Source organism: Mesorhizobium sp. M0030, assembly GCF_040323695.1.
Taxonomy (GTDB): Bacteria; Pseudomonadota; Alphaproteobacteria; order Rhizobiales; family Rhizobiaceae; genus Mesorhizobium.
Genome location: NZ_JAMYVE010000032.1, coordinates 1 through 15,976 on the forward strand (window position 1 = coordinate 1; position 15,976 = coordinate 15,976).

Annotated in this window: 16 protein-coding genes and 2 pseudogenes; 4 read left to right on the forward strand and 14 right to left on the reverse strand. The window is 60.5% G+C overall.

Annotation, left to right across the window (positions count from 1 at the left end; genetic code table 11):
• A pseudogene (locus NKJ80_RS30950) lies at window positions 1–451 on the forward strand (integrase core domain-containing protein); the annotation flags it as partial.
• Window positions 452–476: 25 nt separating this feature from the next.
• Here NKJ80_RS30950 and NKJ80_RS30955 read toward each other — a convergent pair.
• From NKJ80_RS30955 to NKJ80_RS31000, 10 genes are all read right to left on the reverse strand, one after another.
• Window positions 477–1,244, reverse strand: a complete 768-nt coding sequence (locus tag NKJ80_RS30955; protein ID WP_023747251.1) for a CBS domain-containing protein — start codon at window positions 1,242–1,244, stop codon at window positions 477–479.
• Window positions 1,245–1,310: 66 nt separating this feature from the next.
• Window positions 1,311–1,481 carry a cbb3-type cytochrome oxidase assembly protein CcoS gene (gene ccoS, locus NKJ80_RS30960; RefSeq protein WP_023697810.1) on the reverse strand — a complete coding sequence of 57 codons (171 nt, stop codon included), beginning with the start codon at window positions 1,479–1,481 and terminating at the stop codon, window positions 1,311–1,313.
• A complete protein-coding gene (locus tag NKJ80_RS30965; RefSeq protein WP_023747252.1) occupies window positions 1,478–3,766 on the reverse strand; it encodes a cation-translocating P-type ATPase in 2,289 nt (762 codons plus the stop codon). The genes ccoS and NKJ80_RS30965 overlap by 4 nt, the downstream gene beginning before the upstream one ends.
• Window positions 3,763–4,260, reverse strand: a complete 498-nt coding sequence (locus tag NKJ80_RS30970; protein WP_023713185.1) for a FixH family protein — start codon at window positions 4,258–4,260, stop codon at window positions 3,763–3,765. The genes NKJ80_RS30965 and NKJ80_RS30970 overlap by 4 nt, the downstream gene beginning before the upstream one ends.
• Window positions 4,257–5,816 (reverse strand): cytochrome c oxidase accessory protein CcoG, encoded by a 1,560-nt coding sequence (gene ccoG, locus NKJ80_RS30975; RefSeq protein WP_352498937.1) that lies wholly within the window; start codon window positions 5,814–5,816, stop codon window positions 4,257–4,259. The genes NKJ80_RS30970 and ccoG overlap by 4 nt, the downstream gene beginning before the upstream one ends.
• Window positions 5,817–5,944: 128 nt before the next feature.
• Window positions 5,945–6,808, reverse strand: coding sequence for a cytochrome-c oxidase, cbb3-type subunit III (gene ccoP / locus NKJ80_RS30980; RefSeq protein WP_023694866.1), 864 nt, complete (start codon window positions 6,806–6,808; stop codon window positions 5,945–5,947).
• Window positions 6,809–6,810: 2 nt separating this feature from the next.
• Window positions 6,811–6,960, reverse strand: coding sequence for a CcoQ/FixQ family Cbb3-type cytochrome c oxidase assembly chaperone (locus NKJ80_RS30985; protein ID WP_023690689.1), 150 nt, complete (start codon window positions 6,958–6,960; stop codon window positions 6,811–6,813).
• 11 nt (window positions 6,961–6,971) lie between these two features.
• Window positions 6,972–7,703: a cytochrome-c oxidase, cbb3-type subunit II gene (ccoO, locus tag NKJ80_RS30990; RefSeq protein WP_023747254.1), complete on the reverse strand. Its 732-nt coding sequence runs from the start codon at window positions 7,701–7,703 to the stop codon at window positions 6,972–6,974.
• Window positions 7,704–7,714: 11 nt separating this feature from the next.
• Window positions 7,715–9,325, reverse strand: a complete 1,611-nt coding sequence (ccoN, locus tag NKJ80_RS30995) for a cytochrome-c oxidase, cbb3-type subunit I (RefSeq protein WP_023747255.1) — start codon at window positions 9,323–9,325, stop codon at window positions 7,715–7,717.
• A 553-nt stretch (window positions 9,326–9,878) separates the two neighbouring features.
• Window positions 9,879–10,625 (reverse strand): Crp/Fnr family transcriptional regulator, encoded by a 747-nt coding sequence (locus NKJ80_RS31000; RefSeq protein WP_023708062.1) that lies wholly within the window; start codon window positions 10,623–10,625, stop codon window positions 9,879–9,881.
• A gap of 152 nt (window positions 10,626–10,777) precedes the next feature.
• On the opposite strand from NKJ80_RS31000, the gene hemN reads away from it, so the two are divergent.
• Window positions 10,778–12,127, forward strand: a complete 1,350-nt coding sequence (hemN, locus tag NKJ80_RS31005; protein WP_352498938.1) for an oxygen-independent coproporphyrinogen III oxidase — start codon at window positions 10,778–10,780, stop codon at window positions 12,125–12,127.
• A gap of 236 nt (window positions 12,128–12,363) precedes the next feature.
• Here the strand turns inward: hemN and queE are convergent, their stop codons facing one another.
• From queE to queC, 3 genes are read right to left on the reverse strand one after another with little or no spacing between them, the layout of a single operon-like run.
• Window positions 12,364–13,098 carry a 7-carboxy-7-deazaguanine synthase QueE gene (gene queE / locus NKJ80_RS31010; protein WP_023707020.1) on the reverse strand — a complete coding sequence of 245 codons (735 nt, stop codon included), beginning with the start codon at window positions 13,096–13,098 and terminating at the stop codon, window positions 12,364–12,366.
• Window positions 13,095–13,451 carry a 6-carboxytetrahydropterin synthase QueD gene (gene queD, locus NKJ80_RS31015; protein WP_023673552.1) on the reverse strand — a complete coding sequence of 119 codons (357 nt, stop codon included), beginning with the start codon at window positions 13,449–13,451 and terminating at the stop codon, window positions 13,095–13,097. Before queD ends, queE begins: the two co-directional genes overlap by 4 nt.
• Window positions 13,451–14,149 (reverse strand): 7-cyano-7-deazaguanine synthase QueC, encoded by a 699-nt coding sequence (gene queC, locus NKJ80_RS31020; RefSeq protein WP_023673551.1) that lies wholly within the window; start codon window positions 14,147–14,149, stop codon window positions 13,451–13,453. The genes queD and queC overlap by 1 nt, the downstream gene beginning before the upstream one ends.
• A 556-nt stretch (window positions 14,150–14,705) precedes the next feature.
• Between queC and NKJ80_RS31025 the strand changes: the two genes are divergently transcribed.
• Both NKJ80_RS31025 and NKJ80_RS31030 read left to right on the forward strand, forming a co-directional pair.
• Entirely contained in the window at window positions 14,706–15,095 is a 390-nt protein-coding gene (locus tag NKJ80_RS31025) for a hypothetical protein (protein ID WP_023673549.1), read from the forward strand.
• Between the two features lie 56 nt (window positions 15,096–15,151).
• Window positions 15,152–15,316 (forward strand): hypothetical protein, encoded by a 165-nt coding sequence (locus tag NKJ80_RS31030; protein ID WP_023685557.1) that lies wholly within the window; start codon window positions 15,152–15,154, stop codon window positions 15,314–15,316.
• Window positions 15,317–15,502: 186 nt separating this feature from the next.
• Here NKJ80_RS31030 and NKJ80_RS31035 read toward each other — a convergent pair.
• A pseudogene (locus NKJ80_RS31035) lies at window positions 15,503–15,976 on the reverse strand (transposase); the annotation flags it as partial.

Consider the following 15,976-nt stretch of genomic DNA (forward strand, 5'->3'; position numbering starts at 1 on the left):
GTCCGAACCGAGCAGGGCAAGCTGCATATGTTCGTGGCCATAGATCGGACCTCGAAGTTCGCTTTCGTCGAGCTGCACGAGAAGGGCCGTTCCGCTGATCAAGGAAGCCATGGCGGCGGGAGAAATCATATGGGCGCACGCCTTCGAACATACTTGCGCCAAGGCCGATATCGACCACCGAACGACAAAGCCAAGGCACCCATGGACCAACGGCCAGGTCGAACGCATGAACCGCACGATCAAGGATGCGACCGTCAAACGCTTCTACTACGAGAGCCATGACCAACTGCGCCAGCATCTCGCCGATTTCGTCTTAGCCTATAATTTCGGCCGTCGACTGAAGACCCTCAAGGGCCTCACGCCCTTTGAATACATCTGCAAAATCTGGACAAAAGAGCCCGAACGATTCAGGCTCGATCCAACCCATCAAACCTTGGGACTAAACATCTAGACGCCGAAGGAACTCGCCGACGGCCTCATGTCCAAGTGATGTGGGAAGGGAGCAGAACCAAAGGGACTCTGCTCCGCGTCCCCGCCTTTTCCGCAGCTATGAAACCTTCACCGAACGGATCCGTACTGAGGAGGAGGCCGTCCTTGACTTGCCCGACGCCGGCAACCTTCTCAGCCGCAACGATCGCTGCCTTCCGCTGACGCTCGTCGACAATCGCCCCCTTCAGTTCGACAAGGCCGTCGCTGACCCTCACATCGATCAAGTCACCACCGCTCCAGGTTTGTGACTGCAGTTCGGCAAGGATAGCCTTGCGGATCAGGTCGTCATCGGGTGGCGTGGTTCCCTGTTTCGGCATGGCGCGGATCAGGACAAGCAGCAAATCAGTTCGCGTGATGATGCCGATGACCCTGTCCCGATCGACAATCGGAAGATTGTTGATGCGATGTTGCATCATCAGGTCGACAATATCTGCAATCGAGGCGCCAGGAGGCGCCGAGATGACGGGTGTGGTCATCACCTGATGGATGATCCGTCCGTTCGAGCGCGCATAGTCTTCGGCGACTGTGCCCGGGCCAAGATCAAACTCCAGCCAGCGCGGACGCACACGCTGGGTCCCAAGTTCTTCTCGGCGCAAGAAGTCGCTTTTGCTTACAATACCAATCAGGGTGCCGTCGCTGTCTGCTACCGGCAGGCAGCTGACCTTGTTTGAAAGCATGAGCTCGACCGCTTCGGCGATCGTCGCGTTCGCATCCGTCGTGATGACTGGCTTTGTCATTATGGATTCGGCTTGCATCCTCACCCTCCTGATCTTTCGTCGGACGACGATAGGACATCCCGACCCGCGGCGCGTTGATCTGAGTCACTTGGAACGAGGAGGATTCTCCGCGCCGTCGTCGCGGTCGATTAGAATGCGCTCCGCAGCGCCATCGAGATCATCGTACTGGCCGCTTCTCAACGCCCACAGGAAGCCGGACAGGCCGAGTGCGCCAAGGAACAACGCCACCGGAATGAGATAGGCGAGCGTCGTCATGAAGATCGGGCCAAGGCGCCGGCCCGCGCGGGCCTGCCCTGCCGCGCTGTTTCGGACGACACACCCGTTGCGAAGCCTTGCAGACGCATTGCGTTTCCAATCACAAGCAATGACGAGGCAGACATCGCGACCGCCGCGATGAGAGGCGTAACATGACCCAGAATGGCGATCGGCACGGCCACAGCATTGTAAACGATCGCAATTGTTATGTTCTGTCGGATCAGGCTTCCCGCCTTGCGCGACACGTCCAGCGCCAGCGGGATCGCCAAGAGGCTTTCGCGCAGAAAAACGAAGTCGGCTGCATTGCGGCCAATGTCGGCCGCCGTGGCGGGTGCGATCGAGACATGCGCGGCGCTCAGCGCTGGTGTGTCGTTGAGCCCGTCGCCAACCATCAAAACCTTGTGCCCGTCTCTCGCCAGGCTCTCGATGCGTTCAACCTTGCCGGACGGTAGCAGGCAGGGAACGAAGTCATCCACACCAAACATGTCGGCAACCTCGGCGCAGGCTTTCGCGGTATCGCCCGACAGCATTTCCACGCACATACCAGCGTTGCGCAGTTGATCGATCGCTGCCCTGGTGTCGAGGCGTAGCGCATCTTCGAAAACGAAGGATGCGACAATCATGCCGTTTTTCGTCAGGACTGTTCCGCCGTAGCCATGTTTGCCTTCGCCGCCGGTTCGAGCCTTCCAGCCAGCCCATCCGCGTCTACCCAGCCGCCAGATGCTACCGGCGGCTGTGGCTTCGATCCCGAAACCCGGGTGCTCGGTCACCGCGTCGAATTTGTGCTGGCTGCTGCTGACGGCAAAGCCGGCAATGGCCTTTGAATATGGATGACGCGAATGCGCGGCCAGGTCGGCAGCGATTGCCAGCATGGCGGGATCGATCGACGACGTGTTGACGAGCCTGGGCTGGCCAAGCGTGAGCGTGCCGGTCTTGTCGAACACGGCTGTATCGATCGCTGCCAGGCGCTCCATGGCCGAGCCGTCCTTGACCATGATGCCATTCTCAAACAGGCGCCGCGCGGCGACCACCTGAACGATTGGGACGGCGAGGCCAAGCGCGCAGGGGCATGTGATGATGAGAACAGCGATGGCAATCGTCATCGCCCGATGCCAGTCGCCGGTCGCCGCCATCCAGCCCGTGAATGTTACCAATGCGGTGAGATGAACCACGGGCGCGTAGAGTGCCGACACGCGGTCGGCGATACGGCGATAGCGGGCGCGACCACCTTCGGCGGCCTCCATCAGCCGAACCATTTCCGCCAAGAACGAATCCTTCGCGGCGGCTGTGGCCTCTACCGTCAGCGGACCGGTAAGGTTGAGGACGCCGGCCTGCACGGTGTCTTCCGGCGCCACGCTACTGGGCGTGCTCTCGCCGGAGACCAGGGAGCAGTCGACGTCCGATGTCCCGCGCACAATTTTGCCATCGACAGGGATTCTTTCGCCGGCGGCGATCAACAACAGCATGCCCGGTTCGATCTCGGCCACCGGCAGATAGCCCCGAGCGCCATCGCCGCGCAGCACCATGGCGCCGCGCGCGGCCAATTGTGACAGGCTCTTCACAGCGGTGCGGGCGCGTTCCCGCATCACGTGATCGAGCGTGCGACCGATCAGGAGGAAGAACAGCAGCGATACCGACGCGTCGAAATAGGCGTGGTCGCCGTGGGTGATCGTCTCATAGAGGCTCATGGCGTAGGCCAGCGACACGCCGACGGCGATCGGCACGTCCATGTTCATGCGGCCGTGGCGCAACGCATTCCACGCCGACTTGAAGAAGATGCCGCCGGCGAAGGCCAGCGCAGGAATGGCGATCAGGGCCGAGACCCAGTGGAACAGGTCGCGGGTGGCGCCCTCGGCGCCGGACCAGACCGACACCGAGAGCAGCATGATGTTGCCCGCAGCAAAGCCGGCAACAGCGACGGCGCGGATAAGCTCCGAAAGCATCTTGTCCTTTGCATCAATCTCGGCTTCGAACAAATGCGCCTGATAGCCGAGCCGGCCGAGCACAGCGACCAATGGTGGAGCCTCGTCGCCGCGCCAGCGGACTGAGACCCGCTTGGTTGACAGGTTCACGCGAGCTGCCTCGACGTGATCGAGTTTTCCCAACGCCGTCTCGATCGTCTGGATGCAGGCGCCGCAATGAACGGTCGGCACCGAAAGGTCGGTCTGATGAAGGTCGTCGCCAAGCGATCGGCTCGCCAGCCTGATTTCCTGGCTGGAGGGCAGGACCGAGGTGCCGCTGACCAGATCCAGCGCTATTTCAGCGCCCGGTGCACAACAGCTCATTTCAGCGCTCCATTGGAAATCATGATCCTGCGCACGTCGCGATAAGGCTTTGCCAGGCCGGTATCGGCGTCTATTTCGATGATCCAGACACCATCCCTTGGCACGTGTTGTGCTGCAAACTCCTGGCCCGAGGCGAGGGCGAGCGTGACGGACTCATCCTCTTTCTCGTAAGCGGGATGGCGAAACAGCACCTTCACGCCATGCAGGGAAACCGGTTTGCCCGCGGCGTCGATGATGCCATAGCGGACTTCACCCCATGCGATGGTCAACTGGCCGGTCCAGCCAAGCGCTGCCTGCGCACGGCCTTCTTCAGCCTTCTTGTTGAATTGCTGGCTCGCGACATAGGTATTTTCGACGACAAGGCCGGTCCAGCTTGTGTTGGCAAGCGTCGCCATCGTCAGATTGACCGCGATGACCACGCCGAAAAAGGCAAGGATGGTGGCCAACATGTGCCTGCCGGTGAATTCGCGGGGTCTTCGGGTGGTGGCGGTCATCTGGCGATCTCCGGCGCATTGAAGGTGGCGGTGTATTCGTTGGACTCGAAGCTGACCTTGTCTTCGACGCGGAATGTGAAGGTCTGCGCCTGGCGATTAATCTGATCGGCGGGCAGGCGCACGAAAACCTTCAGCATCTTCAGCCGGTCGGGTTCGACCTGGACCGCAAAGGAGCGATCGGCGGGGAGGTCGACGCCAACGATGCTCATCTCTGCGCCTGGCAAACCCCCGAGGGTGACGATAATCGTTCTCGGTTCGGGGATCATGTTCAGCAGCTTGACGGTATAGCCATTGCGGATCGAGCCGTCGGAGAGCGTCACGAATTGCGGGTTGCGGTCGTGCAGGACATTGATCTCGAGCCGGTCGCGGGTCAGCAGCGAAAAGAGCAGGCCCAGGCCGATCATCGACCACATAGCCATGTAAACGTAAGTGCGCGGCCGAAAGATCTTGCGGATATGGAAATGCGCCACCCTGTCCGAAAACACGCCGTCATCCGTCCTGACCAGCGACGGATCGACCGAGCTGGCGCCGCCGGCGGTGGCCAGCATCATGTTGGCGTTGTAGTCGGAGAGCGTCGCGTAGGAGATCAGTCCTCGCGCTTTGCCGAGCTTGTCCATGACGCCGTCACAGGCATCGATGCAGAGCGCGCAGGTGATGCATTCGAGTTGCTGACCGTCGCGTATGTCGATCCCCATCGGACAGACGGCGACACAGGCATTGCAGTCGACGCAATCGCCGACGGGATGCCCTGCGGCAAGAACCTTCTTGGCGTGACGCGTGCGCGGTTCGCCGCGCCAGTCATTGTAGGTGACAGTGAGCGAGCTCTCGTCGAGCATGGCTGCCTGGATGCGCGGCCATGGGCACATATAGGTGCAGACCTGTTCGCGCATCAGCCCGCCAAACGTGTAGGTCGTCGCCGTCAGGACCGCGACGGTGATGTAGGCGACAGGCGCTGCCGTGCCGGTGAAGAGTTCGCCGAGCAGCCTCGGCGCATCGGCGAAATAGAAGATCCATGCGCCACCAGTCGCTGCGGCTATGACCAGCCAGATGACGTGTTTCGATGCCCGCAGCACGAGCTTGCGGGTGGTCCATGGACCGGCATCGAGCCGCATGCGCGCGTTGCGGTCGCCCTCGATCGCGCGCTCGACGACCAGGAACAGATCGACCCATACGGTCTGTGGGCATGTGTAGCCACACCATGCACGGCCGACGGTTGACGTGATCAGGAAAAGACCGACGCCGGCCATGACCAGAAGGCCGGCGACATAGTAGAATTCCTGGGGCCATATCTCGATGAAGAAGAAATAGAAGCGCCGGTTGGCGACATCGAGCAGCACCGCCTGGTCGGGGGCAAACGGACCCCGATCCCAGCGCAGCCACGGCGTCAGATAGTAGATGCCGAGCGTGATCGCCATCACGATCCATTTGAATCGGCGAAAGCTGCCCGAGGCCCGCTTCGGGAAGATCTTCCTGCGCGCGGCATACATTGGCTGGCGCACCTTGGTGGAGTTGAACGTCGTGGGTTCGATCCGTTCTATTTGCGTGTTATCGAGCACGAGAAGCTCCAGTCACCAGCGACGATTTCGCCGGAATCCGACTCATCGGTTCTGGATGATGCCGAGGCCCGGCTTGCGCCGGGCCTCGTCGCTTGGCGGGAGGGGGAGGACGAGAATAGGCTGCTTTCCTATTCTCCGCCGCCAAGCGAATGGATGTAGACCGCCAGTTCCTTGACCTTGATCTCGCCGAGGCGCGCGCCCCAAGCCGGCATCACGCCGTGTTTCGGTGCGGTTACCTGGGCGGCGATGGCCGCTTCGCCTGACCCGTAGAGCCAGATGGCGTCGGTCAGATCTGGAGCGCCGAGTTCCTTGTTGCCCTTTGCATTGTCGCCATGACAGGCCACGCAGTTTTCGGCAAAGACCTTTGCGCCCGGCGCGACCAATGCTTGATTGACGACGGCCCCCGACAGACTGGCGACGTAGGCGCTGACCTGTTTGATCTGGTCGGCGGTGATGATGTCGGCAAAGGCGGGCATTTCCGACAGGCGCGTATCCGGATCGGAGGCGAAGCGAATGCCATGGGTGATCGTCTGCTGGATCTGGTCCGCCTTGCCGCCCCACAGCCAGTCGTCGTCGTTGAGGTTGGGGAAGCCCTTGGAGCCCTGGGCGCCGGAACCATGGCACTGCACGCAATTGAGCTTGAACGCGGCACCGCCGGCGGCGACGGCGAATTCGCGCAGCGTGTCGTCCGCCGCGATCTCCGAAACACTTTTCGCTTCTATCGCGGCGACATATTTGCCCTTGGCCGCTTCAGCCGCGGACAACTCGTTCCCGACATCGTTGCGGCTGGAGTAGCCGAGCACCCCCTTGGTTGCCGTGTGCAGCAGAGGCCATGCCGGATAGGCGATGGTGTAGCCGATCGCCCAGACTATGGTGATGTAGAACGTCCAGATCCACCAGCGCGGAAGCGGGTTGTTGAGCTCCCGGATGCCGTCCCACTCATGACCGGTGGTTGAGATGCCGGAAACCTCGTCGATGTGATCGCTGCTCATGATCAGTCCTCCTTCAGAGGAATTTGAGCTGCTTCGCCGGCTTGCCTGCGGCTTCCGGGACGAACTGCAAAGGCAACAGATCCGATGAAGAAAAGAGCCATGGCAAGTAGGCCCCAGCTGTCGGCAAACTCCCGCATGAAATTGTACGTCATGGCTATTGTCCTCAGCGGTAGCCGGCGGTCTCATCGTAGTTCTTGAAATCGACCAGCGTGCCCAGCATCTGGAGATAAGAAACCAGCGCGTCCATTTCGGTGACTTGCTGCGGGTTGCCGTCGAAGTCGCCGATCTTAGCCTTGGGGTAGCGGGCCTCGAGGCCGGATGTGTCGGCGTTGGGATCAGCCTGCGCCATCAAATCGGCATTGGCGTTGGCGATCATGTCGTCGGAGTAGGGGACGCCGACGCGCCTGTTGGCGACCAGATGCGTAGAGAAGTCCTTCACCGCGATCGGCTTGTCCTTCAGGAAGGCATAGCTCGGCATGATCGATTCCGGCACCACGGACCGTGGATCTGTCAGGTGATCCACGTGCCACAGGTTGGAATAGCGGTCGCCGACGCGGGCGAGATCAGGTCCGGTGCGCTTCGATCCCCACTGGAAGGGGTGGTCGTACATCGACTCGGCCGCCAGGCTGTAGTGGCCGTAGCGCTCGACCTCGTCGCGGAACGGGCGGATCATCTGGCTGTGGCAGAGGTAGCAGCCCTCGCGGACATAGATGTTTCGACCAGCAAGTTCGAGCGGCGAGTAAGGCCGCATGCCTTCCACCTTCTCGATCGTATTATCGAGATAGAAGAGCGGTGCGATCTCGACGATACCGCCCACGGTGACCACGAGAAGCGAACCGAGGAGGAGAAGTGTAGCGTTCTTCTCGATGACCGCGTGTCTGTTCATCAACCTCATTTTCTGTCTCATCATCGCGCAAGCTGGAGGGCGGGGGTGGAGCGCGGCATCGGATCCTGCTCGCGCCGGTAGCCGAGAATGGTCATGCCGATGTTCCAGGCCATGATCAGGGTGCCGGAGAGGTACATGGCCCCACCGATGGCACGCATGACATAGTAGGGGTGCATGGCTGCCACGGTTTCGGCGAAGGAGTAGACCAGGAAGCCCTGTTCGTCGTATTCGCGCCACATCAGGCCCTGCATGATGCCGGACACCCACATGACAGCGGCGTAGACAACGATGCCAAGCGTCGCCAGCCAGAAGTGCCAGGTAACGAGGCGAAGCGAGTAGAGCCGTTCACGGTTCCACAGCTTCGGCACCATAAAGTAGATCGCGCCGAACGAGATCATGCCGACCCAGCCGAGCGCACCGGAGTGAACGTGGCCAATGGTCCAGTCGGTATAATGCGACAGAGAATTGACCGTCTTGATCGACATCATCGGGCCCTCGAAGGTGGACATGCCGTAGAACGCGATGGCCATCACCATCATGCGGATGATCGGGTCAGTGCGCAGCTTGTCCCAGGCGCCCGACAGCGTCATCAGGCCGTTGATCATGCCGCCCCATGACGGCATCCACAGCATGATCGAGAACACCATGCCAAGCGTCTGCGCCCAGTCGGGCAAGGCCGTGTAGTGCAGATGATGGGGCCCGGCCCAGATGTAGAGAAAGATGATTGCCCAGAAATGGACGATCGACAGACGGTAGGAATAGACCGGCCGGTTGGCCTGCTTGGGCACGAAATAATACATCATGCCGAGGAAGCCGGCGGTTAGGAAGAAACCGACGGCGTTGTGGCCGTACCACCATTGCGTCAGGGCGTCCTGGACTCCGGAAAATGCAGAATAGCTCTTGGAGCCGAGAAAGGAGGCCGGCATCGACAGGTTGTTGATCACATGCAGCATCGCGATGGTCACGATGAAGGAAAGGTAGAACCAGTTGGCGACGTAGATGTGCGGTTCCTTGCGCTTCAGGATGGTGCCCAGGAACAGGATCAGGTAGCCGACCCAGACGATGGTCAGCCAGATGTCGACATACCATTCGGGTTCCGCATATTCGCGGCTCTCGGTGATGCCGAGCAGATAACCGGTCGCGGCCATGACGATGAAGAGCTGGTAGCCCCAGAACACGAACCAGGCGAGATCGCCACCGAACAGCCGAGCGCGGCATGTGCGTTGGACGACATAGAGAGACGTGCAAAGCAACGCGTTGCCGCCGAAGGCGAAGACGACGCCCGAGGTGTGCAGAGGCCGCAAGCGGCCGAAGTTGAACCAGGGCTGGATGTTGAGATCGGGATAGGCAAGCTGCAGCGCGATGACCACCCCGACCAGCATGCCAACCACACCCCAGAACATGGTGGCGATGGCGCCGTAGCGGATTGGACCATCCATGTAGGCGGACGGGTCGATCGGAGCGGCAGGCTTGAACTCAGTGTTACGCAGTAGGATCGCAGTGAAGCCAGCCAAGGCGAAGAACAAGACCCACATATGCTGGCGAAAGGGTTCATCCACCCCAGCGCCAGCCGCCACCAAAGCCGCGAATGCGAACAGGCTTAGAAGCACGATTTCTTTGCCGAATTTCATCGCAAGCCCCGATTTTCAATTCCGGCGGATGCCAAACCGCGGTGCCTTATTGCGCAGCCGTCGCCTGCTCGCCCTGATCCATGTCAGAGCCGCACCATTTTGCTCGAGCAGCATCGAGTTCGGTGCGATCAGACTGCGACGATCGAATGTGGAAGCGCACCACCGGCCGCCCGTTTATGGATGGGGCCTGGCGTCCCCGGTCGGGCCCCGGGTGCGGAGGCGACCGCGGGCGTGTGGGGGAGCGCACCTTCTGCGACGCTGGAAAGCAGGTCGACGCCTTACCGAACCCCGCGTTCAATGCCTTGGAACAGCCAGCGCCAGCGTTACGCTGCCGTCGTGACATTCATGGCTTGGGGAGACGGCGATTTTCCCCTGCGGATGAGGCGTATTGACTTCGGCCAAGTGTGGATGCTTCGCCGACGAGCCGAAAGGCAACTGGCGCATACGATCGGATGGAGAACGGGCTGTCGCTACGCGACTTCTTCTGAGCCCAACGCGAGCATGCCTGCCCCGAATGAAGTAAGTGACGGGGGCCATGCAGCTTCTGCGTCATTCAAACGGCTGTAGCGCCTCGGCCGCCGCAGCGCCGTTCCAGCCGGCTCATGCTGTCCACGGTGACGCGGCGGTTGTTCTCGATCCGAATCACGCCGTCCATTCTCAGGCTGGTCAGCTGACGGCTCACGGTCTCGTTTGTGATTCCAAGGAAATCAGAAATGTCGGCACGCGTCATCGGCAGCTCGAAGCACGTCGAGCTAGCCGTCGGGTCAACATTGGAGTCGATGTTCCGGGCAATCATGAGGAGAAAGCTCGCCACCTTCTCTGGTGCGGTCTTGCGCCCCAGAGTCACCATCCATTCGCGTGCCTCGTCAAGTTCGTTCAGCGCCTGCTTGAGCAGGCGATGCACAAATTCGGGTGACTGCTTCATCATCCGTTCGATGGCCGCTCTGGGAAACGAGCATAGCGAGACAGCTGTTGCCGCTTCCGCATTAATCGCACTTTTCATCTTGAAGGGCCGACCCAGAAAATCCGGGGCGAACTGCAGGCCGACAATCTGTTGGCGTCCATCTGACAGGCTCTTCGTGAGCTTCACCACGCCTGAAAGCACGTTCGAATAACAGTCGACCGCCTCGGCGTCGCCGATCAGTTCGACCCCCGGCTCGATATTGTGCCGCGACGACGTCTTGGCGAGCTGAGCCAAATGGTCTGGCTCTAGCGCGCCACAGACACCGCGGCGCCGTGCCTCGCAAGACAGGCAAAGAACGGGGATGCCGGAACTGTGAATATCCTGCCGTAATGTCATTCGATCGCTCTACCGGTCCGTGCGGGCAGGATAGCATCCGCGGTAGAAAAATCCTTGCGGCAGTTTGTCCGTGCTGAAGGTTGATCGAAATCAGGGCTTAGGCTCATCCAAGCATCCACAGTTCGGGCGAGGCAAACACGGTGGACCACGACATGCGACAAAAGGTAGTTGCCAGATTTGGCGAGAACGTCCCGCGCTACACGAGCTACCCGACCGCGCCGCATTTCCATCCAGGCGTTGATGCTGCCGTTTGTGGTGGCTGGCTGCAAGCGCTCAACGAGGGCGACGAAATCTCGCTCTATCTGCACATCCCATACTGCGACAAGCTTTGCTGGTTTTGTGCCTGCCATACCAAGCAGACACGCCATTACGAACCGGTGACGATCTATCTCCGCTCACTGCATGCCGAGATCGCTACCGTCGCCGGTCTTGTTGCAGGCAAAGGTCGTGTGCGTGCCGTCCATTTCGGCGGTGGTTCGCCGACGATGCTCAAGCCCGAAGATATGGTGGCGCTGGGAACCGCCCTGCGCAAGAGCTTCGGCTTTCTTCCCAGCGCCACGATCAGCGTTGAAATCGAACCCAACGATATCGACGATGCCCGCCTCGATGCGCTTGCCGAAATCGGCATGACCCGTGCGAGCCTCGGCGTCCAGGATTTCGATCCGAAGGTGCAGAAGGCGATCAACCGCGAGCAGAGCTTCCTGCAGACCAAGACTGTCGTCGACGGCGTTCGTTCGCGCGGGGTCGAGTCCGTCAATCTGGACCTGCTCTATGGTCTGCCGCACCAGACCAGGGAAAGCGTCGCTTCTACGGTCACGCAGGCACTGACCCTGGAACCGGATCGGATCGCACTGTTTGGCTACGCGCATGTACCGTGGTTCAAGAAACATCAGACGATGATCGACGAGGCCTGGTTGCCGGGTCCCGCGGAGCGCTTTGCCCAGTCGCAACTGGCTGCACAGGCGATTGTAGACAATGGATACGAGGCAATCGGGCTCGACCATTTCGCCAAACCAGGCGATGCGCTGGCGATTGCGGCACACACCGGGACTTTGCACCGGAACTTTCAGGGCTACACGGACGATTGCTGCGAAATCTTGATCGGGCTCGGCCCGTCATCCATTAGCCAGTTTCGGCAAGGCTATGCGCAGAACATGCCTTCAACCAGCGAATATAGACGCATGGTTGATGACGGCGGGCTGGCCGCTGTTCGGGGTATCGCACTTTCCAACGACGACCGCGTTCGCGGCTGGATCATCGAACGTTTGATGTGCGACTTCGCCTTCTCGGCCATCGATCTGGTGGAACGCTTCGGCGAGGCCGGCCAGAGGCTCCTCCTTCAGTCAAGTTCCATGGCCCTCCACGATCCGGTTCGATTGCTTGAACTTGATGGCGACAGATTCGTTGTGCCGGCTGAAAGTCGGCCCTTTGTCAGAAGCATCGCGGCCAGGTTCGACAAATATTTCGAAACCGGCAAAGCCAGGCACTCGGCGGCAGTCTGAGCACTCAGAGGAACGGTCATGCCTCTCAGTCGATCATGGACCGCGGTACGTTTGTTGATCGGCGACCGTCTATCGAGACAAGATTCTGAGCGGACCAGACGCGTCTTGGCGCAGCGACGATATCGTCCGCTCGAGCCCTGCCTGTCGGATCATGGTTGTCGGCGACAGCTCCCTTCGACCTGAACCACCCGTTCACCCGAATTCTGCCGGCGCAGTTCCAGTGGAAAGGGCCTGGGCTAGACGGCTCTCTTGTTACCCCAGAGCACAACGTGCAGCTGCGGCAGCACGCGGGCCTCGAACCATCTGTCGCGGGTCACGCTGTCAACCAGCCACTCCATGCGCTTCAATATTCCGTCAAGGTCGACAGGCGCGTCATCATTTGTGGGGTGTGGCGGCGTGTGATTGCCGGGCTGCAGATAGATCGGAAGTTGCGGAAATTGCGCAGCGGCGTCTTTCGCGTAGGTGTAGTCCCTTTCGTCGAAAACAATGAGCTTGAGCACGACTTGGGGCTTGCCTTGTGCCGCCTGGAGGCACGCCTCGACAGCGGCCCAATCTGTCGTCATTCGGCTTGACGGCGGCTTTGGGCTGAGGATCAGCACGTCAAGCTGCGCAAACCAGTCCCTGGCAAGCGACCCTTGGGTTTCCAGCGCAAAACGGTAACCGTCACCATGGCCCCGGTCGATGAGCGCGCCGAGCGGCTGGATGGCCGGATTGCCGCCTGATAGCGACACCATCAGCGGGCGGCCACCGGAAAGGGCAAGCACATTTTTCCACACCGCCCCAACGGACATCATCTCCCATTCATGCCGGAATTGATTGTCCACAGCATGGAGGCTGTCGCACCAGGAACAGCGATAGTCACACCCGCCGGTTCTGACGAAGATCGTCGGCAAACCTATGAGCACGCCCTCGCCCTGGATCGTCGGCCCGAAAATCTCGCTAACGCGGATTGCGGGATGAGTATTCGTCATGGCCGGTATTCCGCCCAGGTTTTCGGCGTTTCGCTCACCCGCACGGCCGCGGTTTCGCTCAGGCGTGCCTTGCACCAGTCGTAGAAATGTCTGGCCAGATATTCCGCCGTGACTTGCTCGTGTCCCAGCACGTCGTTGAGATGCCGGTGGTCGAAGCTCTCGTCGATGTAGCGTTTGAATGGCGCCAAGTCGTGGTAGTCGCGCACGAAGCCGTGATCGTCCAGTCCATCCGCTGAAAGCTCCACTTCGACGATGTAGTTATGTCCGTGCAGGCGCGCGCATTGGTGATCGGGTGGCAATGAGGTGAGCTGATGCGAGGCTGAGAAGTGGAATTCCTTGGTGATGCGGAACATTACGCGGTGGTCCTTCGCAGCGCTCCGAGCCAGAAGTCGGAGTCCTCATACTCGGTTGGGTCCGGGTGCCCAGCGATGTGAAACGCCTCACGCCGCTCGACGCAGGTCCCGCACCTCCCGCAATGACGCTCGGTGCCCTTGTAACAGGACCAGGTCTGCGCAAACGGCGTGCCGTATGTGGCTCCATCCGTAACAATGTCCGCCTTCGTCAGGTTCACATAGGGTGCATAAAGGCGAATCTGCGCGTAGCCGTCGAGCGCGTGGTCCTGCATCATCTGGAAAGCGTCGATGAAGGCCGGACGGCAATCGGGATAGACAACGTGATCCCCACCATGCACGGCCGTCGCCACTGCGTCAGCGTCTTGCGCTGCGGCGAGGCCGAAGGCAATGGCCAACATGATGGCGTTCCGGTTGGGCACCACCGTTATCTTCATCGTGTCTTCGGCATAGTGCCCGTCGGGCACGTCCACATTGTCGGTCAGCGCGGAGCCGGAAAGGTCGCCGCCGATCTCGTGGATATCGATGATTCGCTGCGGGACACTCAGGCGTGCCGCGCAAAGGGTGGCGAAGCCCAATTCCTTCCTATGCCGTTGGCCGTAATCGAACGATAGCAGGCCGGTCAGCTGGTGCTCCGCTGCCACCTTGTGGGCAAGAGTAACGGAATCCAATCCGCCGGAGCAGACGACGAGAGTCTTCATCGTTGGGTCCTTGTTTTAACCGGGTAGGCTGCGACCGGAGATTTCTCTGCGCTCCAGTACTTCAGGAAAACCATTTTGTGAAGTGAACGGAGACCAATTCGTGCGCTTGCGTGCGATGCGCAAAAAGCCTTCGCGGTGAGCTGCAAGGACACGGACTGGCGAGACGTCACCCTTCAGCGGAATGCTCAAAGTCGAACGCTTCTCGGGGACAAAGTTCTCGACGAGCAGAGCCTGTCGGTCCGCCGAGCGACGCCATTGCCACGGTTTCGGAGTACAAAGCCGAGATGGGCTTGCCGCAAACAGCTCACTTACCAGGGATGTTCAGCGATGCCGAAATCCAGATATCGGGGTGGATTATGAGATCAATTGTCGCGACAGCTTTGGCTGGCCTGCTCGTCGCGCTTCGTAGATGCAGCGCATTCCACGTCAGGATCATTTTGATGAGCACGCCCTCAATGGATAACCGGCGAACCCTGAATAACCGGTCGTGAGCCGACATCTGTGAACAAGCGGTGTGGTCGATTGCAATCACCCATGTCTTGCGCACAGGTACCTTATGGCAGTGGATGAACTGAACTTGATGGTTTTACAGATGGCAGTCGAAAGCGTCCGCTCGCTCTCGTTGAGCTTCGCTGAAAAAGCCGCCGAGATAGCCACCAGGAGCCGCGGCAGCCTGCTTTTCAACGTGCGGATCGACGGTGACGCGCAAGTCCAGCGGGTCGCAGCCATCCGATATCACGGCGGCCAATTCGGCGTGCTGGCGTTAGACGGACACGGCCTAGTTACCCACTATTGCATCGTTAACGGTATGTTCTCACATTACATTGCGGCCTTGGAGAGCTGGCACAGGATGCCCCTGTCGATGCAGGCCAAGATGGATGCCAACGGCAATGCCCGTCTCTTCGTAGCGGCGTTGCGGGATGCCGGACATATGCTGGGCACCTAGCATTTGGCCAGAGTGCATCTCTGAATTTGCAAGTGCATCACTGCGATGGCGCCGGCATGATCGTCATGCTCGAAAAGGGCTGCGGCGGCCGCGGCAAAGCGGTCGCCGCGATGATGGTGTCAACGGCGTTGCATCGATGCGAGCGTTTAGAACAGAGGTCTCCTCCTGGCATCGAGCGCATGCAAGGAGCTACGCAAGCGCAAATGTATCAAGTATTTTGAAGGGACGACCCCTCATGCATACTTAGCTGCGATGCTCGGGCGGCATAAGCCTCGTTGCCATCTAGCCGCCTTGATGCACGGCGATAAGCTTTTGACGGCCTGAAGCGACGCTGTGGTCGCCGTTGCGGTGCTTTTCCACGCGCCTCGTCAGGCGCCGGGATTGCTGCGGCGTGATGGCAGGCGGGGGACGAAGCGGATATCGCCACCGTGGGCGCCGACCTCGACCCGCGCGATGATGCGCTCGACGCGGCTCCAACTAGCGGCGCCGTCAATGAGCTCCTTGAACATGCGGACCTTGCCTCTCTTGGCCGACGCTTCCAGGCGTGCTGTCGTGCTGGCCTCCAGATCCGCCACATGCTTGCGCAGGGTCGTGGTGGGCGCGAGGCCAAAGATGAAGTCGACGCGCAGCACCAGTCGATGACCTGGGTTGCAATAATGGCTATCCCCGCGGAGCAGGATTCGAATGTTCGGCCAGTTGATCCGGATCGCCCGCAGCAGACGGCGCAGGTGGGGGCGGATCTCAGCCCCACTCGGCCGCTTGGCCGGTCGCAGGATCGCGCTGACGAACCGTCCCACACCATCGAACACGACGATCGGCTGGAAGCCGTACTCGTATGGTGGGCATTGAACAGGCGAAGCTGTTGGCCTCCGTGCACAGCG